This is a genomic window from Bradyrhizobium sp. MOS003, assembly GCF_003020125.1.
Classification (GTDB): Bacteria; Pseudomonadota; Alphaproteobacteria; order Rhizobiales; family Xanthobacteraceae; genus Bradyrhizobium.
Genome location: NZ_PYFW01000002.1, coordinates 532467 through 554420, shown reverse-complemented (window position 1 = coordinate 554420; position 21954 = coordinate 532467). Strand labels below are relative to the sequence as shown.

Annotated in this window: 24 protein-coding genes and 1 tRNA gene; 14 read left to right on the top strand and 11 right to left on the bottom strand. The window is 65.1% G+C overall.

The window, feature by feature from the left end; all coding sequences use genetic code 11:
• Positions 1 to 16: 16 nt before the first annotated feature.
• The 3 genes from C7G42_RS13125 to C7G42_RS13105 all read right to left on the bottom strand — a co-directional run bounded on the left by C7G42_RS13125 (position 17) and on the right by C7G42_RS13105 (position 1648).
• Positions 17 to 244, bottom strand: coding sequence for a hypothetical protein (locus C7G42_RS13125; RefSeq protein WP_106949716.1), 228 nt, complete (start codon positions 242 to 244; stop codon positions 17 to 19).
• 845 nt (positions 245 to 1089) lie between these two features.
• Positions 1090 to 1392: a hypothetical protein gene (locus C7G42_RS13110; RefSeq protein ID WP_106949370.1), complete on the bottom strand. Its 303-nt coding sequence runs from the start codon at positions 1390 to 1392 to the stop codon at positions 1090 to 1092.
• A 171-nt stretch (positions 1393 to 1563) separates the two neighbouring features.
• Positions 1564 to 1648: transfer RNA gene (locus C7G42_RS13105), tRNA-Leu, on the bottom strand.
• 158 nt (positions 1649 to 1806) lie between these two features.
• Between C7G42_RS13105 and C7G42_RS13100 the strand changes: the two genes are divergently transcribed.
• Complete coding sequence (locus C7G42_RS13100; protein WP_106949369.1) at positions 1807 to 2346, top strand: disulfide bond formation protein B; 540 nt, start codon at positions 1807 to 1809, stop codon at positions 2344 to 2346.
• Between the two features lie 139 nt (positions 2347 to 2485).
• On the opposite strand, the gene C7G42_RS13095 is transcribed toward C7G42_RS13100, so the two are convergent.
• Together C7G42_RS13095 and C7G42_RS13090 are read right to left on the bottom strand one after the other, a co-directional pair.
• Complete coding sequence (locus tag C7G42_RS13095) at positions 2486 to 3571, bottom strand: AbrB family transcriptional regulator (protein ID WP_106949368.1); 1086 nt, start codon at positions 3569 to 3571, stop codon at positions 2486 to 2488.
• A gap of 99 nt (positions 3572 to 3670) precedes the next feature.
• Complete coding sequence (locus tag C7G42_RS13090) at positions 3671 to 3952, bottom strand: PsiF family protein (protein ID WP_106949367.1); 282 nt, start codon at positions 3950 to 3952, stop codon at positions 3671 to 3673.
• Between the two features lie 203 nt (positions 3953 to 4155).
• On the opposite strand from C7G42_RS13090, the gene C7G42_RS13085 reads away from it, so the two are divergent.
• Positions 4156 to 4656, top strand: coding sequence for a hypothetical protein (locus C7G42_RS13085; protein ID WP_106949366.1), 501 nt, complete (start codon positions 4156 to 4158; stop codon positions 4654 to 4656).
• A 46-nt stretch (positions 4657 to 4702) separates the two neighbouring features.
• Here the strand turns inward: C7G42_RS13085 and C7G42_RS13080 are convergent, their stop codons facing one another.
• Complete coding sequence (locus tag C7G42_RS13080; protein ID WP_106949365.1) at positions 4703 to 5251, bottom strand: TetR/AcrR family transcriptional regulator; 549 nt, start codon at positions 5249 to 5251, stop codon at positions 4703 to 4705.
• A 195-nt stretch (positions 5252 to 5446) separates the two neighbouring features.
• On the opposite strand from C7G42_RS13080, the gene C7G42_RS13075 reads away from it, so the two are divergent.
• From C7G42_RS13075 to C7G42_RS13065, 3 genes are all read left to right on the top strand, one after another.
• Positions 5447 to 5830: a CidA/LrgA family protein gene (locus C7G42_RS13075; protein WP_106949364.1), complete on the top strand. Its 384-nt coding sequence runs from the start codon at positions 5447 to 5449 to the stop codon at positions 5828 to 5830.
• The gene (locus tag C7G42_RS13070; RefSeq protein ID WP_106949363.1) at positions 5827 to 6549 is read left to right on the top strand and encodes an LrgB family protein; all 723 of its coding nucleotides are present in this window, start codon (positions 5827 to 5829) and stop codon (positions 6547 to 6549) included. The genes C7G42_RS13075 and C7G42_RS13070 overlap by 4 nt, the downstream gene beginning before the upstream one ends.
• Before the next feature lie 87 nt (positions 6550 to 6636).
• Positions 6637 to 7296: a DsbA family protein gene (locus C7G42_RS13065; protein WP_106949362.1), complete on the top strand. Its 660-nt coding sequence runs from the start codon at positions 6637 to 6639 to the stop codon at positions 7294 to 7296.
• A 96-nt stretch (positions 7297 to 7392) separates the two neighbouring features.
• On the opposite strand, the gene C7G42_RS13060 is transcribed toward C7G42_RS13065, so the two are convergent.
• From C7G42_RS13060 to C7G42_RS13050, 3 genes are all read right to left on the bottom strand, one after another.
• The gene (locus tag C7G42_RS13060; protein WP_106949361.1) at positions 7393 to 7599 is read right to left on the bottom strand and encodes a hypothetical protein; all 207 of its coding nucleotides are present in this window, start codon (positions 7597 to 7599) and stop codon (positions 7393 to 7395) included.
• A gap of 81 nt (positions 7600 to 7680) precedes the next feature.
• Entirely contained in the window at positions 7681 to 8751 is a 1071-nt protein-coding gene (locus C7G42_RS13055) for an alpha/beta hydrolase (RefSeq protein ID WP_106949360.1), read from the bottom strand.
• Between the two features lie 22 nt (positions 8752 to 8773).
• A complete protein-coding gene (locus tag C7G42_RS13050) occupies positions 8774 to 9745 on the bottom strand; it encodes a S1C family serine protease (RefSeq protein ID WP_106949359.1) in 972 nt (323 codons plus the stop codon).
• Between the two features lie 273 nt (positions 9746 to 10018).
• Between C7G42_RS13050 and C7G42_RS13045 the strand changes: the two genes are divergently transcribed.
• The 6 genes from C7G42_RS13045 (at position 10019) to C7G42_RS13020 (ending at position 17325) form a co-directional block, all read left to right on the top strand.
• Positions 10019 to 11437, top strand: coding sequence for a M20 family metallopeptidase (locus C7G42_RS13045; protein ID WP_106949358.1), 1419 nt, complete (start codon positions 10019 to 10021; stop codon positions 11435 to 11437).
• Between the two features lie 261 nt (positions 11438 to 11698).
• Positions 11699 to 13492 (top strand): peptide ABC transporter substrate-binding protein, encoded by a 1794-nt coding sequence (locus C7G42_RS13040; RefSeq protein WP_106949357.1) that lies wholly within the window; start codon positions 11699 to 11701, stop codon positions 13490 to 13492.
• 30 nt (positions 13493 to 13522) lie between these two features.
• Entirely contained in the window at positions 13523 to 14482 is a 960-nt protein-coding gene (locus C7G42_RS13035) for an ABC transporter permease (protein ID WP_106949356.1), read from the top strand.
• Positions 14448 to 15365 (top strand): ABC transporter permease, encoded by a 918-nt coding sequence (locus tag C7G42_RS13030; RefSeq protein ID WP_106949355.1) that lies wholly within the window; start codon positions 14448 to 14450, stop codon positions 15363 to 15365. Before C7G42_RS13035 ends, C7G42_RS13030 begins: the two co-directional genes overlap by 35 nt.
• Positions 15365 to 16360 (top strand): ABC transporter ATP-binding protein, encoded by a 996-nt coding sequence (locus C7G42_RS13025; RefSeq protein ID WP_106949354.1) that lies wholly within the window; start codon positions 15365 to 15367, stop codon positions 16358 to 16360. Before C7G42_RS13030 ends, C7G42_RS13025 begins: the two co-directional genes overlap by 1 nt.
• Positions 16357 to 17325 carry an ABC transporter ATP-binding protein gene (locus C7G42_RS13020; protein ID WP_106949353.1) on the top strand — a complete coding sequence of 323 codons (969 nt, stop codon included), beginning with the start codon at positions 16357 to 16359 and terminating at the stop codon, positions 17323 to 17325. The genes C7G42_RS13025 and C7G42_RS13020 overlap by 4 nt, the downstream gene beginning before the upstream one ends.
• A 16-nt stretch (positions 17326 to 17341) precedes the next feature.
• On the opposite strand, the gene C7G42_RS13015 is transcribed toward C7G42_RS13020, so the two are convergent.
• The gene (locus C7G42_RS13015; RefSeq protein WP_106949352.1) at positions 17342 to 17989 is read right to left on the bottom strand and encodes an HAD family hydrolase; all 648 of its coding nucleotides are present in this window, start codon (positions 17987 to 17989) and stop codon (positions 17342 to 17344) included.
• 81 nt (positions 17990 to 18070) lie between these two features.
• Positions 18071 to 18292, bottom strand: a complete 222-nt coding sequence (locus C7G42_RS13010; protein WP_106949351.1) for a dodecin — start codon at positions 18290 to 18292, stop codon at positions 18071 to 18073.
• A 163-nt stretch (positions 18293 to 18455) separates the two neighbouring features.
• Between C7G42_RS13010 and C7G42_RS13005 the strand changes: the two genes are divergently transcribed.
• The 3 genes from C7G42_RS13005 to C7G42_RS12995 all read left to right on the top strand — a co-directional run bounded on the left by C7G42_RS13005 (position 18456) and on the right by C7G42_RS12995 (position 21951).
• Entirely contained in the window at positions 18456 to 19337 is an 882-nt protein-coding gene (locus tag C7G42_RS13005) for a DMT family transporter (RefSeq protein WP_106949350.1), read from the top strand.
• A 140-nt stretch (positions 19338 to 19477) separates the two neighbouring features.
• A complete protein-coding gene (locus tag C7G42_RS13000) occupies positions 19478 to 20479 on the top strand; it encodes a glycoside hydrolase family 16 protein (protein WP_106949715.1) in 1002 nt (333 codons plus the stop codon).
• Positions 20480 to 20481: 2 nt separating this feature from the next.
• A complete protein-coding gene (locus C7G42_RS12995; protein ID WP_106949349.1) occupies positions 20482 to 21951 on the top strand; it encodes a GH1 family beta-glucosidase in 1470 nt (489 codons plus the stop codon).
• Positions 21952 to 21954: the final 3 nt, after the last annotated feature.

The following is a 21954-nucleotide window of genomic DNA, read 5'->3' as shown; positions in this document are numbered from 1 at the left end:
ATGGGTATCACCCGGTCTATGAAACGTCGACCCGCGGCGGCGGATAGCGCCGCGCCAGCATCGAGAGCGACAGACGCCGCTCGTCCGCCGGCAGCTCCAGATAGGCCAGCACCAGCAGCCGCTTCCAGTCACCGACGCCGAAATCCATCGCCATCCACTTCTGCGGCTCGGGACCTTCGAGGCCCCGAACCCAGACGAAGTAGCAGGGGAGGTCGTCGGCGTCAGTCATGCGTGTCCTGGCCATCAAGCTGTCCGCTGCGTTAGATCGGTTTGCCTCAGGATATAGGGATTGGCGCGGCGAAGTCGAATGTCTCCGGACGCGCAATCTCTCCTCGTCATTGCGCGGAGCCCTTGCGACGAAGCAATCCGGAATCCCTCCGCGGGGAGACTCTGGATTGCTTCGCTGCGCTCGCAAGGACGATGTGGATACATGGGGCCAGAATGAAGCGCCGAAGATGATCTCCGGCAGGTACGATCGGCCCCGGACGCAGGTCGTTCGGCGATGCTGAAATTCTGCTTGACCGAAATTCGGAAATGTCGTATGTGTCGCGCATCCCGGCCCTGGGATAAGGGGCGTTTCGCGATCGTCACAATGCGCGGGCCGGGTGGCGGTGGACGTGGAGTGCATCGGCGCGCCAGCAATCGCAGGGCGGGTTTGGCCCGTGAGCGGTTGAGCAGCGCGCACACGACCGGTGCGGTCCGCGTACGGCAAAAGCGTGTCGTCCTGACGCCCGGGGTCTGTGCGTCAAGGCTTGCGGTGATGTGGCTGCCCGACCGGGCGTGCGCATCAGCCATCCGCAAGCCGACGGGGGCAATAGTGCAACGCTCCCCGGGGAGAGCGCGCCATAAGCCGTAAAGCCACTGCGCAGGGAAAGGCCGGGATGTCCCAGGCTGCCCTGTATGCCGCTGTGCATTTGTTTTGCGCAATTTGCGCACAGCGGACCGCGGGTGCCAGCCGGCGCCCGGCCTTCCCTGCGCCCTTTCCAAGGAAGGGGCGTCAAGAGAAGCGCAGAGCTCGGGCGCCATGCGTCGCGAGGCTAGCTCCGCATGTTTTCAGGCTGTTTGAAAATTAAGTCAGCCTATTCGTCTTCACCGCCAGAGGCGGCTCTCCGCGACGCGATTGATATCTGCGAGCCGGCGGTGGGCGTCGGCGTTCAGGTCGATGCTTTCGACCAGCGTCAGCAGCCGGTGATAGGCGCCCTCGGCGATTTCGACCGGCAGCGGGGCTTCGTCAAAGGCCTCGATATAGCTGCCGACAAGGCCGCTCAACAGGCGGCACAGGCCGCGCTGGGCGGGATCGTCCCGGCCGAGCGTCTCGAGCTTTTGCTGGAATGTCCGGAAGGTGCGCAGGCCGTGGTGCTGTTGCGAAAGCCACGCGTGCAGGTCGTTCATAGGAGCTCCTTCGAGTAACGGAAGAAGCTACCGGTTTATATAGGCGGGATGTGACGATTGGAAGGGGAGGGGGATGAGGCAGTCCGTCTTCGCCAAGAGGCTTCGCCGGATACGCTTCGCCTTTTCGGCTTCGGCGGGGCCGCGCCACGCGAAGCCCGCAAGGGCGAAGCGTGGTGCCCCTGGCCGGAATCGAACCAGCACTCCTTGCGGAACTCGATTTTGAGTCGAGCGCGTCTACCAGTTCCGCCACAGGGGCCCTCGGTCGGCCCTATGAGGCGAGCGTCGCGAAGCCGGCGGACTATAGCCATGGACAAAGCGGGGTCAACCCGCGCCAAAGTGATGCCGGCCGTTCTCGACAGCCGCATGGACCGGGGCTAGAGGCTTGAGAGAGCAACCGACCGGAAAGAGGCCGCCGTGACGACCCAGAGTGCCGCAATACCTGCGTTCAAGCCCTCTGCCGCGAACCCCGCGCTGACCGCTTCGCTGCTCGTCACGCTGATTGCGGCCGCGACCATCGCGGGCGCCTGGTTCTTCCAGCTCGTGCTGGAGATCCTGCCCTGTCCGCTCTGCCTGGAGCAGCGCTACGCCTATTACCTCGCGATCCCGCTCGGTGCGCTAACGGCGTTGGCCGCGCGGAGCGGCGCGCCGCGGCCGCTGCTGCTGGCGGGGCTCGCGGTCCTCGCGCTGGCGACGCTCGCCAATGCCGGTCTCGGCACCTATCACTCGGGCGTCGAATGGGGGCTCTGGAAGGGCCCGACCGATTGCACCGGTCCGGTCGTCAACCTCGGCAATGCCGGCGATCTCTTCTCGAAACTCGACACCGTGAAGGTGGTGCGTTGCGACGAGGTGCAGTGGCGCTTCCTCGGCCTCTCGCTCGCTGGATATAATGTGCTGATCTCGCTGCTGATGGCCGCGATCGCGGCGTGGGGATTTGCACGGACGGCGAAAGGCTAGGCAAGCTGCCGTAGGGTGGGCAAAGGCGCGCTCTTCGCGCGACGTGCCCACGATTCATCGACATTCGCGCCAGAAGTGGTGGGCACGCTTCGCTTTGCCACCCTACGAGAGCAGAGCCAGTTACGCCCGCTGCGCTCCCTCAATCATCCACGTCGTCCTGCGTGCGTCCGAACAGATGCACGATGCCCGGCGTTGCAATCGTCACGAACACGAAACGCGAGAGGTGATGGGCGCCGACGAAGATCGGGTCGATGTGCAACGTCAGCGCCAACGCCAGCATGGCATCCATCGCGCCGGGCGCGAAGGCGACGACGGTGTCGGAGAACTTGACCTGGGTGGTCAGCGCCACGATGCCGACGAAAATGGCGGAGACGGCGATCGCGACCGTGAACGAGCCCAGCGCCGCGTTGATGTGGCCGGCGAGTGTCTTGATTCGCATCCGCGCGAAACGGCTGCCGATCAGCGCGCCGATGCCGACCAGCGCCACGCCGCGCACCCAGTCCGGCAGGCCGCCTTCGACCCAGCCGGCGCCGTGAAGCACGCTGGAGGCGATCATGGCGCCGAACATCCAGCTCGCCGGAAATTTGATCAGGCGCAGGACCAGCGCCATGGCCAACGAGGCCGCGACCAGCTCGACGAGATCGAGCGGCGATGCGATCGTCGTCGTCAGCGACGGCGCGGCGGAGGGGGCGACGCCTGCAAACGCGAGCACCATCGGCAGCGCCGCGGTGAGGATGATGACGCGCATGGTCTGCACCACCGCGATGCCCGGCAGGTCGGCGCCGCGCTCGACCGCCAGAATCGTGATCTGCGACAGCGCGCCGGGGCTGCCGGCGAGGAAGGCCGAGGTGCGGTCCCAGCCATGGATGCGCTGGAGGTAATAGCTGGAGCCGAAGGTCGAGCAGAAGGTCGCGAGCGCAAGCAGCCCGATGGTGAGGGGATAGGCGCCGACCTGCTGAAGCAGATGGCGCGAGACCACCGAGCCCAGCGAAATGCCGAGCAGCACCAGCACGGTCTGGGTCAGGAGCGGCGGCAGCGCGAGCTGCCGTCCGGCGATCGCGGCGATCCCGACCGCGATCATCGAGCCGGAGATCAGCCCGCCGGGAAGGCCGGCGAGGAGAAACGCAAGGCCGCCGGCGGTGCCGATGACGAGCGTCTCCGCCGTGCTCAGGATCTTGGCACGGCTCGGCCATTCGAACGACAGGGAGGCGGCGGTTTGCTTCACGCCACCTTATCGCAAATCGGCGAGAGGCGCACAATTGCAGGCTCGTCATGCCGCAATGCGCGCGCCTCTGTCTGATGCAGGTGGAGAATCGCTACGGACTTACTTCTTGTCGGCGGCAGGGGCGGCGGGCGCCGCACTGCCAGCCCTCGCTTCCTTCTTGCATTCCCGGCGGAATTTCTTGCGCTCCTTGCCCTTCAATCCCTTGGCGTCCGCCTGCTTGGAGCATTCAAGCGATTCCGCAGAGCGCTCCTTCGGCGCCTTCCTTTCGGCAATGGCGGCTGCATCGGGCTTGGTGGCCGGCGCGGCGGTCTGCGCGAAGGCGGTGCCGCTGGCGAGCAGGGAGGCGAGGGCGACGGCGGCGAGGCGAGAGGCGAGGGTCATGGTGCTGCACTCATCTTGCGAGAATTACGAAGGGTTGCGAACCTCGGCTCGCGTTGCTGAACGCGACATGAATAATCTGAACGGCGCCGTGACTATATTTTGGCGGCGGGAGCCATCGCTTCCTTGTCGCAAATGGCCGACACGCTAGGATAGCAAGTGTTATTTCACTTCCCCTCGGGGAAGGCCAAGGAGGAGACTTAAGGATGACCATCCAATCGAAAATGCTCTGCGCGATTGCGTTGTCGGGATTTGCTGCGTTGGCGGTGACAGCGCCGGCGCAGGCGCTGACGTCGCAGGAGTGCAGCGCCAAATACCAAGCCGCCAAGAAGGACGGCTCGCTCGGCACCATGAAGTGGAATGACTTCCGCAAGGCCCAGTGCGGCGCGGATGCAACGCCGGCTGCTGCCGCACCGGCTGCTCCCGCCCCGACCGCGGCTGCGCCCGCCGCTCCCGCCGAGCCGAAGCAGGCCAAGAAGGAGGCGGCCCCGGCTGCCGCGCCGACCCTGCCGGCCGGACCTGCGATCTATCCGAATGCGATCGATCCGAAATATGCCAAGGAGACCCCGGGCAAGGGGCGCCTGCATACCTGCGTCGACCAGTACAACGCCAACAAGACCACCAACGGCAATGGCGGCCTGAAGTGGATCCAGAAGGGTGGCGGCTATTACAGCGAATGCAACAAGAAGCTGAAGGGCGCCGCCTGAGCTTCGAATTGACACCATGGCCGGAGCAACGCTCCGGCCATTTCGCCTAATCGAGCAATTTCTCGGCCGATTTCGCCACCAGCTGCGATCGCTTGCGCGGACCGCGCTCGACGAACAACAGGCTCTGGCCGAAGATGAAGCAATAGAACAGGAAGGCCTGCGCCTCGGCCTCCTCGGCTGCAAGGCCCGTGGCCCGATAGAGCTCGGCGACGTGCTTGAGCCGCACTTCGTCGACAGCCGCCACCGCGGCCGCAGCGTTCTCGTCCGAGCGGGCCCATTGCCGGATCGCGAGCTCGATCGCCATCGCTTCCGGATTGAGCCGCTCGGAATAGAGCTGGATCACCGCCTTCAGCCGTTCGCGCGGGTCTTGACCGTCGAGGCGCGTTTGCTGCGCGATCGACGCGGCCCGCCCCTCGCGCCAATGTTGCAGCATGGCATCGAGCAGCGCGGCGCGGTCGGCGAAGCGACGGTAGAAGCCGCCCTTGGTGACGCCGAGGTTCTTGGCGAGCACCTCGACCCGGACACCCTCGACCCCGGCGCGGGCGAGCTCGGTAAAGCCCGCCTCGACCCAGACATCGCCCTTGCCGTCACTCATGAAAGAGGCCTCTCCGATGCTTGATACGGTGCCGTATTGCTAACGCGGCTCACGGCTGATACGCTACCGTATCAATATCCGAAAGGCGCAATCGCGTTCGATGCTGCCCCGCATTGCTGCTTCGCACGAGCCGCGCACGTCCCGTGCCTAGCGCCGATTGACAAGCCTGCCGACGCATCCCTTGATGTGCCGGTCATGCTTGCGAGTCTCGGCCTCATCCTGCTGTGCCAATTGATCGGCGAAGCCGTCGTGCGCGGCATCGGTCTACCCTTGCCGGGGCCGGTGCTCGGCCTGCTGTTGCTCCTGATCCTGCTGCTCGCGCGCGATCGCTTCGCCGTGCTTGCGCATGGGCCGCTGCGCAACGACGGCGTGGAAACCGCCAGCAAGGGCCTGCTGGCGCATCTGTCGCTGTTGTTCGTGCCGGCCGGCGTCGGCGTCGTGCAGAAGCTCGACCTGCTCGCCTCTCACGGCATCGCCATCGTCCTGGTGCTGGCGCTCTCCGTGGTCGTCACGCTGCTGGCGACGGTGCTGACCTTTCGCCTCGTCAGCCGCCTGTTGAAGCAGCAGGACGCGCGATGAAGGACGATCCGTTTTCGCTCTGGGTCTATCTCTCGCAGTCGCCGCTGCTGTGGCTGACCGTGACGCTGCTGGTCTATGCGACCACGGATGCGGTGTCGCTGGCGACGCGGCGCCATCCGCTCGCCAATCCCGTGCTGCACGCGATGTGGATCATCGGCGCGTTCCTGCTCGCGACCGGCACGTCCTATACGAGCTATTTCGCCGGCGCGCAGTTCGTGCACTTCCTGCTGGGTCCTGCCACCGTCGCGCTCGCGGTACCGCTCTATGAGAACCGCCGGCGCGTCGTGTCATCCATCGTGCCGATGCTGGTGGCGTTGCTCGCCGGATCGATCACGGCGGTGGTGTCGGTGGTGCTGCTGGCCGAACTCGCCGGCCTGCCGCGCGACGTGGTGCTGTCGCTGGCGCCGAAATCGGTCACCGCCGGCGTCGCCATGGGCATCGCCGAATCCCTGCACGCCGATCCCTCCCTGGCGGCGGTTGCGGTGATCCTCACGGGCATCATGGGCGCCATCATCGTGACGCCGCTGATGAACCGCACCGGCGTCACCGATTACCGCGCACGTGGATTTGCGGCTGGCTTGGCCGCGCATGGCATCGGCACCGCGCGTGCGTTCCAGGTCGACGAGATTGCCGGCGTCTTCTCCGGCATCGCCATGAGCCTGAACGCCTTGGTGACCTCGTTCCTGGTCCCCCTGGCGGTCACGCTGCTGGTGCGATGACATCGCTGCCGCGACACTCTATATGACGCGTAACAACTCCCGGTCCCGAACCGTATTCGGGGAGATGGGACCGAAACGGGACGAGATATGGCTGGATTTGGGACTAAGGGCCTTGGGCCGACGCGGCGCGCGGCGCTGACGCTGATCGGGGCAGGCGCCTTCTCACTGACCGGCGGCGCCTCGGTGCGCGCGGCGACCGACGAGAACGAGGTGCTGACCGAAGCAAAGGTGCTGCGCGATCCTGACACGCCCGTCGCCGGTAATCCCAACGGAAACGTCACCATCGTCGAATGGTCCGACTACAACTGCCCCTATTGCCGCAAGCTCGAGCCCGAACTGCGCCAGGTCGTCCAGGACGACGGCAAGGTGCGGCTGGTGATGAAGGATTGGCCGATCCTCGGGCCGGTCTCGGTTACGGCGGCGCGGACCGCGCTCGCGGCGAAATTCCAGGACAAGTACCATCAGGCCCATGACGCCATGATGGGCGTCAGCTCGCGCCTGACCGAGCCGCGCATCAGCGAGCTGCTCGCGGCCGCCGGCGTCGACATGGACCGCCTGAAGCGCGATCTCGCCGGCCGCGGCAGCGACATCGACGCCCTGCTCAAGCGCAACAACGAGCAGGCCGAAGCCTTCGGCTTCCGCGGCACCCCGGCCTTCATTGTCGGCAAGTATCGCGTTCCGGGCGTGCTCAGCATGGCCGAGTTCGAGCAGGTCATCGCCGATGCCCGCAAGGCCAAGATGAACTGACAAGATGAACTGATACGCGCAGCGTCGATCGCAGCCAACACGAAGGCGCCGCCGCGGATCCGCGACGGCGCCTCGTTCATGTTCGACAGTGAGGCGTTACTTCTGCGAGATTCGCACCCAGTCCCTGTGCGCGCGATCGCGCAGGGCATCCCAATCGGCCTTCGCGACGTCCCAGTTCACGATCGTGCGATTGACGCCCGCGACCTCGCCGTTGGCGACGGACGACGTCTGCATGGAGTCATAGACATAGACCCCTCCGGCAAGGAGCAGCGCGCCCAAGATCATTCCGAAAAAAGTCCGCATGGCTAACCTCCGATGACGGCCAATAACGTCGGCCCGAAGTGAAGGTTCCGCGGCACTGTGGCACGGATGAGGTGGGCTTGTTCATCCCGCCTTCAGCCACTGCACCAGCTCCGCGTTGATCTCGCGCGGATAGGTGTGGCTGAGGTCGTCGATCTCGCGGTAGGTGACGTCGGCGCCGGCGGCTGCGAGCGCCGCCTGGGTCTGGCGCGCGGTCTGCACCGGAAACATCCAGTCGAGCTTGCCGTGGGTGATGAAGATCGGCAGACCTTGCAGGCGCGTCGCGTCCGCCATCTCCGCCATCAACGGATGGAAGGTTGCCGAGACCGGCGCCAGATGGGTGAAGGGCGAGGCGCCGTCGAGACCGCCGACATAGCTGAAGGTGCCGCCGTCGCTCATGCCGGTCAGCAGCATGCGCGAGCTGTCGATGCTCCAGCGGCGGCGCACGGTCTCGAGGATGCGCATGAGATTGGGCGTATCGGCATCGTCGCCCATCAGCGCCCAGGTCGAACCGGTCGCGGTCGGCGCCACCAGGATCGCGCCAAGGCTGCGGGCGTCGCGCAGCCAGCTCCACAGAAAGCTTCGTCCGTTGCCACTGCCGCCATGCAGTGCCACCACCAGCGGCATGGCGCGCTCGGGCGTGTAATACTCAGGCACGTAGACCGAGAAGCCGCCGCGGCTGCCGGGTTCGTTGTGATCATGGAAGATGCCGGTATCTTCGCTCGCGCCGGCTTCGAGCCGCGACAGCAGATCCGCATTGTCGCGATTGGCGGTATTGAGAAAGAAGCTGCTGACGGGAGGAAATTGCAGCGACAGCGGATAAAGCGCCTCCTGCGCGCGCGGCACATGGCGTAGCGCGCGGAAGACGGCGACGAGATCGCCATTGCCGCGCTCGACCTCGCGAATCCCGTCAAAGGCGGCAAGCGTCTCGCCGCAGGCGCGATCCAGTCGCTCGCGGAGGCCCGTGAACTGCTCCGGCCACGCTCCAATAGCCGCGTGGGCCGTTTGCAGCGCCTCATCCGGTGCGCCGATTTCGTTCATCACGGAAGCGAACGCCGGCGGATGCAGACGGCGTTGGAAGAAGCCGAGCGCTTCCAGCGCATTGAGCAGCGGCGGCAGCACGGCCACGATGTCGTCGATCACGGCCTCGCTCATCGCGGCTTCCTTCAGCGTGGGATCAATGCAGCTTCGGCGCCTTCAACAGCTTGAAGCGATCGGTCGAGGCCACCGTGACATCGAAGGTGACGCCCTGGTGGTACACGGTCAGCGGTACGTCGACGCCGGCGGCGCCGAGCGCCCACATCTTCTTGTAGAACGCGGTCTGGCTCGTGACCTTGTCGCCGTTCACGGCGAGGATGATGTCGTCGGTCTTGAGTTCGGCGCGCGCGGCAGGGCCGTTCGGGGAGATCCCGATCACGACCACGCGGTTGTCGATCTCGGTCGAGTAGAGCCCGAGCCAGGGTCGCGCCGGCTTGTTGACGCGACCGAACTTGCGGAGATCGTCCAGGACCGGCTTCAAGATGTCGATCGGTACGACCATGTTGACGTGCTCGGCCTTGCCGTCGCGTTCCCGCTCCAGCTGAAGCGAGCCGATGCCGATCAGCTCGCCGCGCTCGTTGAGCAGCGCCGTGCCGCCCCAGTTCGGATGCGCGGGATAGGTGAAGATGGCCTCATCCAGCAGATATTCCCAATAGCCGGCGAACTCCTGCTTGGCCGCGATCTGGCTGGCGACCGAGCGCGTACGGCCGCCGGCGCCGCCGACCACGACGCGGTCGCCGATCCCGGTTTCCGCCGAACTGCCGATCGGCAACGGTTCGACGTCGAGGTCGCCGAGAGCCTGCACAAGGCCGAAGCCCGTTTCGGAATCGAAGCCGAGCGCATGGCCTTCGACCACCCGCCCGTCGCCGAGGTGCAGCCACACCGATTCCGCCTCGGTGATGAGATAGCCGATGGTCAGCACCAGTCCGCGGTCGATCACGACGCCGTTGCCGGCGCGTTCGGTGCCCAGCGTCTCGGCGCTGAAGGCGTCCGGTGGGATGATGGCGTGCAGGCCGACGACGGATGCGAGCGCGCGGTCGAGATCGAAACCGTATTCGCTCGCACGCGGCTGGTTGGCCGGCGGCACTCTCCATTCGGTCAAAGCGGGCATGGAGTTCTCCTGGCTTTAGTGCATCGCTCCGAGATTGCTGCAGAGCGACGCGCGAAGCACGGTTAATTTAGGCTGAGGAAGGGCGTCTTGAAAGCCTCGTTGCCAACTATTCGTAGACCCTCGCGTGAAATCTTCGAAAGGCTCAGGGGCACCCCGCGACCCTCGATCCAGCATGCGGCCGCATGGCTGGTGTTCGGCGAGGTGCTAGGCGCAGTACGATGAAACTGCTAACCATTGTCGCTTCGTTTGACCAAGAGATCACGGACCGAAGCAATGGACAACCGCAGCGACATCTGGCGTGGCATCGACACGATCAAGGGACGTTTCATCGACCTCAGCGACAAGGTCTGGGGCATGCCCGAAGTGTGCTACACCGAGGCCCGGTCCGCCGCCGAGCATCTCGCCGAGTTGCGCCACCAAGGCTTCCGCATCACCGAGAAGGTGGCCGGCATTCCGACCGCGGTGATGGGCGAGTGGGGCGAGGGCGGTCCGGTCATCGCCTTCATGGGAGAATATGACGCGCTGCCCGGCCTCAGCCAGGAAGCGGGTGTCGCCGAGCATCGTCCGGTCGAGACCGGCGGGCACGGCCATGGCTGCGGTCACAATCTGCTGGGTTCCGCCGCGCTGCTCGCTGCGACCGCGGTGAAGGACTGGCTTGCCGAGAACAAGGTGCCCGGTCGCGTGCGCTATTATGGCTGCCCGGCCGAAGAAGGCGGCGCGGCCAAGGCCTTCATGGTGCGCTCCGGTGCGTTCGAGGACGCCGACATCGCCATCACCTGGCATCCGCACAGCTTCTGGGAGGTCGCGGTGACGCCGTCGCTCGCCAACACGCGTGCGGACTTCATCTTCACCGGCCGCACCTCGCATGCCGCGGCCTCGCCGCATCTCGGCCGTTCCGCGCTCGACGCGGTGGAATTGATGAATGTCGGCGTGAACTACATGCGCGAGCACATGCCGAGCGACGCGCGGGTGCATTACGCGGTGCTCGACACAGGCGGCATCGCGCCCAACGTGGTGCAGGCCCATGCGCGGGTGCGCTACTCGATCCGCGCGCGGGATCTTCCCGGCATGAACGAGCTGGTCGGACGCGTGAGCAAGATCGCCGAGGGCGCGGCGCTGATGACCGAGACCAAGGTCGAGATGAAGATCATCTCCGCGGTCTCCAACATCCTGCCGAACGCACCGCTGGAGCAGGCGCTGCACCGGGTCATGGAAGAGCTCGGACCGCCGCATTTCGACGATGCGGACAAGGGCTTTGCCAGCCAGATCCGCGCGACGTTGAGCGACAAGGACATCGCGTCGGTCTATTACGCGATCGGCATGGAACAGACCGATCGGCCGCTGGCCGACTTCCTGGTGCCGCTCGATGCCAAGCGCAATCCGCTGGTCGGCTCGACCGACGTCGGCGACGTCAGCTGGGTGGTGCCGACCGTACAGGTTCACGCACCCACGGTTGCGATCGGCACGCCGTTCCACACCTGGCAGGTGGTGGCGCAGGGCAAGAGCCCGCATGCCCACAAGGCCATGGTGCAGGCCGCCAAGGCGATGGCCGGTCTGGGCATCAAGGCGCTGACAGATCCGGAACTGATCAAGGCGGCCAAGGCCGACCTGAAAAAGCGGACGGCCAAGACGCCGTATGTCTGTCCGCTGCCCGATCACATTGATCCGCCTCTCAACATGTCCGTCGCGTAGAATTACGCCTCGACACTTCGTCTGATGTTGCGAACAAATTTTTCGCAGTGCAGCGTGCAATCCAGCATGTTTTGATGCTGGATTGCCAAATGGATGGGCTGCGGAGCGCAGTTTTGCCCAACAGACAGCCAGAAGACCGTTTGCATACACACGGTCCCAGTTGACGGGCCCCCCATTCGGTGTGCCATCTACTGCCAGCAAATTGGGCGGCCAGCTTTCTCGGCCGTCCTCATCACTATGGGAACCAGACGGGGGATAACCATGCTGGATAAAGAACTGCGTTCGATGATCGGCCAAGTGAAGGACGGGCGAATGGATCGCCGCGCCTTCATCAAGCGCATGGCCGCTGTCGGTCTCACCGCTCCCCTCGCCAATCAGATCCTCGCGCTGGGCGGCGTTGCCATGGCCGAGGGCGCCTCGACCTACAAGCCGACCAAGCGTGGCGGCGGCGGTGCGCTGAAGCTCTTGTGGTGGCAGGGCCCGACCCTGCTCAACCCGCATTTCGCCACCGGCACCAAGGATCAGGACGGCTCGCGCCTGTTCTACGAACCGCTCGCCTGTTGGGATCCCGACGGCAACATGAAGCTGGTGCTGGCGACGGAGATTCCGTCCATCCAGAACGGCCTGCTCGCGGCCGACGGCAAGTCGGTGACCTGGAAGCTGAAGCCCGGCGTGAAGTGGCACGACGGCAAGCCGTTCTCGGCCGACGATCTCGTGTTCACCTGGCAGTATGCCAAGGATCCCGCGACCGCGGCCATTACCATCGGTGTCTATCGCGACATCACGGTCGAAAAGATCGACGATCTCACCGTCAAGATCACCTTCCCCAAGCCGACGCCGTTCTGGGCGGATGCTTTCGTCGGTGCCGGCGCCGGCCAGATCCTGCCGAAGCATCTGTTTGCCGACTACATCGGCTCGAAATCCCGCGAGGCCCCGACCAATCTGTCGCCGGTGGGCACCGGCCCGTACAAGTTCGTTGAGTTCAAGCCGGGCGATCTCATCCGCGGCGTGATCAATCCCGACTACCACATGCAGAACCGTCCGTATTTCGATTCGGTCGAGATGAAGGGCGGCGGCGACGCCGTCTCGGCCGCGCGTGCGGTGATCCAGACCGGCGAGTACGACTTCGGCTGGAACATCCAGGTTGAGGACGACGTGCTGCTGCGCCTGGAGAAGGGCGGCAAGGGCAAGACCGTCTACGCGGTCGGCGGCGACACCGAGTTCATCGCGCTCAATTTCACCGACCCGAACGTCGAGGTCGACGGCGAGCGCTCGTCGATGAAGACCAAGCATCCGCTGTTCTCGGATCCGGCCGTGCGCAAGGCGCTGTCGATGCTGGTCGACCGCGACTCCGTCAAGAAGGCGATCTACGGTCGTGCCGGCCGCACCACCGCCAACTTCCTCAACGGCCCCGAGAAGTTCGTATCCAAGAACACGAACTGGGAATTCAACATCGAGAAGGCTGCGAAGATGCTCGACGACGCCGGCTGGAAGCCCGGCGCCGACGGCATCCGCGAGAAGGACGGCAAGAAGCTCAAGATCCTCTATCAGACCGCGATCAACGGGCCGCGCCAGAAAACCCAGGCCATCGTCAAGCAGGCCTGTCAGAAGGCCGGTATCGACGTCGAGCTGAAATCGGTAGTGGCATCGGTGTTCTTCTCGTCGGACGTCGCCAATCCCGATACCTATCCGAAGTTCTACGCCGACATCGAGATGTTCCAGATCCCGCTGAGCCAGCCGGACCCGTCGCAGCACATGCGCCGCTATCTCTCCACCGCGGTTGCGACCAAGGAGAACAAGTGGCAGGGCACCAACTTCCCGCGCTGGGTGAACAAGGACTATGACGCTGCGATCAACGCTGCCGATACGGAGATGGATCCGGTCAAGCGCGCCGCGCTCTACATCAAGGCCAACGACCTGATGTGGGAAGACACGGTGTTCATCCCCGTGATGCATCGTCTCAAGGTCGAGGCGGCCGCGAACAATCTGCGTCCGGTGATTTCGGGTTGGGCCAACGAGACCGACAATCTGTTCGACTGGTACCGCGAGGAATGATCCCCCAGCGCTAGACCGGGGCTTCCCCTCATGAGTCAATACGTTCTGCGTCGCCTGCTGATCGCGATTCCGAGCCTGCTCGGGATCTCGGCCGTGCTGTTCTTCGTGCTGGCGCTCGCGCCCGGCGATCCGTTCTCGGAGCTGGCGACGAATCCGAACGTCCCGCCCGAAGTGCAGGCCGCACTTCGGGCCAAGTTCGGCCTCGACGATCCGATCTACCTCCGCTACGTGCATTGGCTCAACGCCATGCTGCACGGCGACTGGGGCTTCTCCTTCGTCAGCCGGATGGACGTCGACAAGCTGATCCTGCAGCGCCTGCCGACCACGCTCTATGTGATCGGCTCGGCGCAGATCCTGGCGCTTCTGATCGCGATTCCCGTCGGCGTCTATGCCGCGACGAAGCCGTATTCGCTGTTCGACCAGGTCGCCAACACGCTCGCCTTCGTCGGCTTCTCGCTGCCGACCTTCTTCACGGGCATCCTGTTCATCCTGATCTTCTCGGTGACGCTGGACTGGCTGCCGTTCGTCTACACCACAGACGTCAAGGCAACCGGAATTCACTGGGTGTTCGAGATGATCCGGCAGGCGATCATGCCCGTGGCGGTGCTCGGCCTGTTCCAGGCGGCGTCGATGACGCGTTTCGTGCGCTCGGCAATGCTGGATGTGATCCGGCTCGACTACATCACCACGGCGCGCGCCAAAGGCCTCGGCCAAGCCAAGGTCATCGTCAAGCATGTGATGCGCAACGCCATGATCCCGGTCGTGACGCTGATCGCGTTGCAGATCCCCGCGGTGTTCGGCGGCGCCATCGTCACCGAGCAGATCTTTCGCATCCCCGGCATCGGCTCGCTGCTGATCTCCTCGATCCTGTCCAACGACACGCCGGTGGTGATGGCCGTCACCTTCGTGTTCGCGTGCCTGGTCGTGCTGTTCAATCTCATCGCGGACATCCTTTATGGCTGGCTTGACCCTCGCATCTCCTTCCGCTGAGCGGCGCGTCTACTCGCCCTGGCGCGAGACGTGGCGGCGCTACAGCCGCCACAAGCTCGCCGTGGTCAGCGCCTTCCTGCTCCTCGTTCTCATTCTCGCCGTCCTGGTCGGGCCCTTCATCTGGCGCGTCAAGATCGACGAGATCGACATCGTGGCCGGGCTCCAGGGTCCGTCGCTCGCCCATCCCTTCGGCACCGACGATCTCGGTCAGGACATTCTCGCACGCATGATCTATGGCGGGCGCATCTCGCTCGCGGTCGGCCTCGCTGCCATGCTGGTGTCGGTATTCGTCGGCACGCTGATCGGCGCGCTCGCCGGCATGTCGCGCGGTGCACTCGGTCACGGGCTGATGTGGCTCACCGACCTGTTCCTGTCGCTGCCGCAATTGCCGTTGCTGCTGCTGTTGATCTATCTCTTCCGCGACGGCCTGAAGGCCGCGTTCGGCCCCGAAGGCGGCATCTTCATCCTGATCGTGCTCGTGATCGGGGGCTTGCGCTGGATGCCGGTGGCTCGGCTCGTGCGCGCGCAGTTCCTGTCGATCCGCGAGAAGGAATTCGTCGAGGCCGCGCGGGCGCTCGGCGCCAGCCCGGTGCGGCAGGTGGTGCGGCATATCCTGCCGAATGCGCTCGGCCCGGTGATCATCGCCGGCACCATCGACGTTGCCGCCGCGATCATTGCGGAATCGACACTGTCCTTCCTCGGCCTCGGCTTCCCGCCGGATACGCCGACCTGGGGCCGGCTGCTGTATGACGCCAAGGACTTTCTCGACATCGGCCCGCATTGGGCGCTGTTTCCGGGCGGCGCGATCTTCATCGCGGTGGTTGCCATCAACTTCATCGGCGACGGCCTGCGTGACGCGCTCGATGCGCGACGGGTGATCTGATGGCGCCGCTGCTCGAGATCAAGGGACTGAAAACCCACTTCTCCACCGACGACGGCATCCTCCAGGCCGTCGACGGCGTCGACATTTCCATCAACCGGGGCGAGACGCTCTGCGTCGTCGGAGAATCCGGCTGCGGCAAGACCGTCACCGCGATGTCGATCCTCAAGCTGATCGCGATGCCGCCGGGCCGCATAGCGGGGGGCCAGATCATGTTCGAGGGTCGCGATCTCGTGCCGCTGACGAGCAACCAGCTCGACGAGATCAGGGCCAAAGAGATCGGCTTCATCTTCCAGGAGCCGATGACCTCGCTCAACCCGGTGCTCACCATCGGCGAGCAGATCGCCGAGAGCCTGCGCCGGCATGAGAACGTTACCCGGAAGCAGGCGCTCGATCGTACCGTCGAGATGCTGAAGCTGGTGCAGATCCCCAACGCCGAAGGCCGCGTGCACAATTATCCGCACCAGTTCTCCGGCGGCATGCGCCAGCGCGTGATGATCGCGATGGCGCTTGCCTGCAAGCCCAAGCTGATCATCGCAGACGAGCCCACCACCGCGCTCGACGTCACCATCCAGGCGCAGATCCTCGATCTGCTCCAGGACATGAAGGAGCGCTTCGGCATGGCGGTGATGCTGATCACCCATGCCATGGGCGTCGTCGCCGAAACCGCGCAACGCGTCGTCGTGATGTATGCCGGCAAAGTGGTCGAGGAAGCGCCGGTCGACGATCTGTTCAGCAACCCGGGCCATCCCTATACGCAAGGGTTGATCCGTTCGATTCCGCGCATCGACCTCGACAGCGAGCACAAGACGCGGCTCGAGGCGATCGGCGGCTCGGTGCCGATCCTGATCAACCCGCCGGTCGGCTGCCGCTTTGCGCCGCGCTGCAAGTTCGCCATGAACGTCTGCACCGAGAAGGAGCCGCTGCTGCGCGAGATCGTACCCGGCCATCGCATGGCCTGTCATCTCGGCGATACAAATCTGGGAGGCGCGGCATGAGCGAGCCCTTGCTGCAAGTCTCCAACCTGAAGAAGCACTTCCCCGTGCTCGGCGGCCTGCTGTCGCGCCAGGTCGGCACCGTCTATGCGGTCGACGGCGTGTCGTTCTCGGTCAATCGCGGCGAGACGCTCGGTCTCGTCGGCGAATCCGGCTGCGGCAAGTCGACGACGGGACGCTGCGTGCTGCGCCTGATCGAGCCGACCGACGGCGAGGTCACTTTCGACGGCCAGGACGTGCGCCAGCTCGACGGCAACGATCTGCGCGCGATGCGGCGGAACATGCAGTTGGTGTTCCAGGACCCGTTCGCCTCGCTCAATCCGCGCATGACGGTCGGTGCGATCCTCGGCGAGGCGCTGATCATCCACAAGCTCGGCTCCTCGGCCAAGGAGCGCGAAGAGCGCGTCGCCAGCCTTCTCGTCAAGGTCGGCCTCAAGGCCGAGCACATGCGGCGCTATCCGCATGAATTCTCCGGCGGTCAGCGCCAGCGCATCGTGATCGCGCGGGCACTCGCGGTCGAGCCGAAGCTGATCGTCTGCGACGAGCCGGTCTCGGCGCTCGACGTGTCGATCCAGGCCCAGGTCATCAACCTGCTGGAAGACCTCCAGGCCGAGCTGAACCTCACCTATCTCTTCGTCGCGCACGACCTCTCGGTGGTCGAGCACATCTCCGACCGCGTCGCGGTGATGTATCTCGGCCGCATCGTCGAGCTGGCGAAGGCCAGTGACCTCTACCGCAACCCGCAGCATCCCTACACCAGGGCGCTGCTGTCGGCGGTGCCGGTGCCCAATCCCAAGCTGAAGCGCGAGCGCATCCGCCTCAAGGGCGACGTGCCGAGCCCGATGAAGCCGCCGTCAGGCTGTCACTTTCACACCCGCTGCCCGATCGCCCAGCCGCGCTGCGCGGAAGTCGCGCCCGTGCTGAGGGAAGGCGCGGGCGGGCATTTCGTGGCGTGTCATCTCGCCTGAGGCGGCGAAAGCGGGTTCACTCGCGAAGCAGGCCGTGCTCCGACAGCGACTGCCTGAAGCTCTCCACGGACGTGTGCCGATGCGCGAGCAGGCCCGCCTCGCGCGCGCCGGCCACGTTGGCTGCGAGATCGTCGACGAACAGGACGGCTTCTGGCCTCGTGTCGAGCTCCGACAGGCAGCGGCGATAGCAGTGCGGGTCCGGCTTGGCCGTCTTGAATTGCGCCGAGGTGTAGATCCGGGTGCCGAACAGCGGGCGCAACTCCGGCAGCAGCGTGTCGATATGGTCGGCGACCAGCGCGGTGTTGTTGGTCAGGACGGCGATATCGACGGTGTTTCGCAAGCGGCCGGCGATGTCCAGCATCGCGCGATCCGGCTGCATTGAACGGCGCCGGGCCTCCACCCACTCTTCGAGTGACAGCGGATAGCCGATGCATTCGCCAAAGCCTCGCAGATAATCGGCGGCATCGAGCGTGCCGGAATCGCCGAGCAGCTCGAATCCGCTGTCCCAGATCGCCGCTTGGACCGCTTCGCGCGTCGTTCCCGCAAGCTCCGCCAGATAGGCGACACGCGTCGGCCTGTCGTAGGCGCAGAGGACATTGTCCATGTCGAAGAGGACGAGCTTGATGGCGTTGGTCACGGCGGCACTCGTGGATCGGCCGGACAGCCGGCCTTGATCTGAGTCTTATCTCGCCGGAACGCAGGCGACAATCCGGGGTGAGGCCGGATCGCCGCGACGAAGGCCGCCTCATCCCTCCAGCGTAAAGCCGACGCGTAGCGTCACCTGGTAGTGGCGGACAGTGCCGTTCTCGATGTGGCCGCGCGTCTGCACCACCTCGAACCATTTCATTTCGCGGATGGTCTTGGACGCGCGGGTGATCGCGTTCTTGATCGCGTCCTCGATCGAGCTTTCGGAGGATCCGACGAGGTCTAGGATCTTGTAGACATGTTCGCTCTCGGGTGTGGGCATGGGTCTTCCCCTGTTTCATCTTGCGGCCGACGAAGGCGTTCGGTGCAGCGCGCATGGCGCTGACTCTGAACGGGCCTGCGCGCTTCGGGTTCCCCGGGGCCGTGATGGCCCGCATGCGCCGGCCGAGGTGGAGCCGGCCGCGCTTGCCTGCTAATCGCTATCCATGGATTTGGCGCGACGCGACAGGACGATCGGCTCTCTTTGCCTCTGTGTGACGGCGATCGGCTGGGCGCTGAACTGGCCGCTGATGAAGCTGCTGCTCCAGCAATGGCCGCCGCTGTTCGCGCGCGGGCTTGCGGGCGTGTCCGCCTCGGTCATTCTCGGCACGCTGGTGCTGAGCCGGAAAGAATCGTTCGCCGTGCCGCGCGAGGCCATTCCGCGGCTGCTGTTTGCGACCTTCACCAATGTCTTCGCCTGGATGGGGCTCGGCACGGTCGCGATGAAATATGTGACGGTGAGCGAAGGCGCCCTGCTCGCCTACACCATGCCGATCTGGGCGATGCTGTTCGCCTGGCCGGTGCTGCACACGCGGCCAGCCATACGGGACGTCTTTGGGCTCGTCCTCGGCGTTGCCGGCGTCACGCTGCTCCTCAGCGGCAACGGCTTTGCGTTCGGCGCCGACAAGCTGGTCGGGATCACGCTCGCGCTGCTCTGCGCCATCCTGTTCGCGCTCGGCAACGTGCTCAACCGCAAGCCGTTGCCGATGCCGCCGCTTGTCGTCGTCGCCTGGCAGGTCGGGCTCGGTTGCGGCACGATGCTGGTCCTCGGCGTGTTGTTCGAGCGTCCCGACGTCACCGCGATCACCCCGCTGGGGCTCGGCTGCTTCGTCTACATGACGCTAGTGCCGATGGGCATCTGCTACGTGACCTGGTTCGAGACGCTGCGCCGCCTGCCGCCGACCACCGCCTCGACCGGCATGCTGATCGTTCCCGTGATCGGCGTGGTCTCTGCCGCCATCATTCTGGGCGAGCCGCTGGGCTATCGCGAGTGGACGGCGATGGCGCTCACGCTCGGTGGCGTGATGCTTGCCTTGCAGCGCGGGTAGGGTCGTCACGCTCCCGGTCGCGGAGCGGAAGCGAGAAAGGCGGTTTTCAAATCGCCCGCTGGCGTCGGATGCCGCCGTTGCCGGCGCGAAGACGGGTGAGCTAACTTCCGCGCATGTCCTGGTCTCTCCGAGGTGCGATGATGATCGAGCGTTGGACGAGGGGCGCTCTGGTCGCCATCGGTCTTTGCGCCGTGCCTGCGCCGGGCATCGCGCAGGACGAGCTCGATGGCGCGCCGGTGCACATGTCGCTGCAGGTCACGACCGATCCCTCCACCATCGCGTGCCGCCGGCTTGAAACGGTCAATCCGGCCTCGCTCGTTTTCCTGCCGCTGCGCCGTACGTTCAGCGAGGATTTCGACGAGCACCCGCTGTCGAACGGGCGCTGGGTTCCGCATTATGCGGGCGGAGCGGCCTGGCCGGAGGCGCGCTATTGGGGCGGCGACGGCTCCGACTTCAAGCGCAAGACCAGCGCCAATGGCGAGCAGCAAATCTACGTCGATCCGCGTTATGCCGGCCGCGCTGCAGCGCCGCTCGGGCTCGATCCGTTCAGGGTGAAGGACGGCGTGCTGTCGATCGTCGCCAGCCGCACGCCGCCGGAATTGAAACCGCTGCTGTTCGACAACGAGTACATCTCCGGAATTCTGACGACCCAGGGCAGGTTCGCCCAGAAGCACGGCTATTTCGAAATTCGTGCCAAGGTGCCGGTCGGCCATGCGGTGTGGCCGGCGTTCTGGATGCTGGCGGACGATGGCGGCTGGCCGCCGGAGGTCGACGTGCTGGAGGGCCGCGGCGAGCGGCCGGGCGATCTCGTGATGACGACACATTGGCGAATCCCGTCGACCCAGAAGATCCAGTCCTGCGGTTTCGATTTTGCGGTCGGCGACGCCTCGAGCGCATTCCACAATTACGGTGTGTTGTGGCAGGAGGATCGGCTGGTCTATTTCATCGACCGTAGTCCGGTCTCCGATATCAAGGTGCCCATCGGCTTCGACGATCCCATGTACATGATCGTCAATCTTGCGATCGGATCGAAGTTCTTTCCGGGCGTCAGTCCCGTCGATGCGGAATCGCCACGGAGCGTCGCATTCGAGATCGACCGGATTTCCGCCTATCAGATCGACATGGAGCAGGCGCGGAGATAGCGATGCCAACCGAAGTCTCGCGGCGCCGTTTTGCCAAGCTCACGGGCCTTGCCGCGCTGGGCGTTGCCGCAGGCGCCCGGGCCGCGGAGAATGACGAGGCCGCATCGACCGAACGCCACCTGCCGGCACCGTTTCCAAAGGATTTTCTGTGGGGCACGGCGACCTCGTCCTACCAGATCGAGGGTGCGGTCAACGAGGACGGCCGCGGCAAGTCGATCTGGGATACCTTCAGCCACACCGCCGGCAAGATCGAGGACGGCTCGACCGGCGACCGCGCCAACGAGCATTATCATCGCTACAGGGAAGACGTCGCGCTGATCAAGGCGATCGGCGTCAAGGCCTACCGTTTCTCGATCGCGTGGCCGCGCGTGTTTCCGGAAGGTTCGGGCCAGCCCAACCCCAAAGGCCTCGACTTCTACGATCGCCTGGTCGACGAGCTGCTCGCGAACGGCATCGAACCTTATGCGACGCTCTATCACTGGGACCTGCCGCAGGCGCTCCAGGACCGCGTCGGCGGCTGGTCGTCGAGCGACACGTCGAAGGCTTTTGCCGATTACGCTGCGTACGTCGCCGCGCGCCTGACCGATCGCGTGAAAAATATCTTCACCGTGAACGAGGTCGGGCGTTTCGTGAATTTCGGCTATGGCTGGGGCATCGATGCGCCCGGCCTCAAGCTGCCGGCCGCGCAACTCAACCAGGCGCGCCATCATGTCGCGCTGGCGCACGGGCTTGCCGTGCAGGCGATCCGCGCCTCCGGCCGCGCCGGCACCCGCGTCGGCGCGGCCGAGAACATCGCCGCCTGCGTGCCGGCGATCGCGACGGCTGAAAACATCCGCGCCGCCGAGATCGCGACGCGCGAGCTCAACGCCGGCTTCCTCGGCGTGGTGCTGGAGGGCAGATATACCGACGGCTTCCTCGCCTATGCCGGCGCGGATGCGCCGAAATTCACCGCGGAAGAATTGAAGATCATCGGCACGCCGAACGATTTCGTCGGCCTCAACATCTACGCGCCGCAATATTACGTCACGGCTTCCGACCGCGCGCCCGGCTTCCACGTGCTGCCGTTCCCCACCTCGTTTCCGCACATGAATTCGAAATGGCTGCGCGTCGGTCCCGAAGTGATCTACTGGGCGCCGCGCCTTGCTGCAAAGATCTGGAACATCGAGAATATCTACATCAGCGAGAACGGCACCTCGTCCGAGGACAAGATCGCCGCCGACGGCCAGGTCTACGACCTCGACCGCATCATGTTCCTGCGCAATTACCTGTCCCGGATGCAGCGCGCGACCGCCGAGGGCGTACCGATCCGCGGCTATTTCCTCTGGAGCCTGATGGACAATTTCGAGTGGATCTTCGGCTACCGCAAACGCTTCGGCCTCTACCGGGTCGACTTCGAGACCCAGGCAAGGGTGCCGAAGCTGAGCGCGGCGTTCTATCGGGACGTGGTGGCGCGGAATGCGATCGGGATGTGAGAC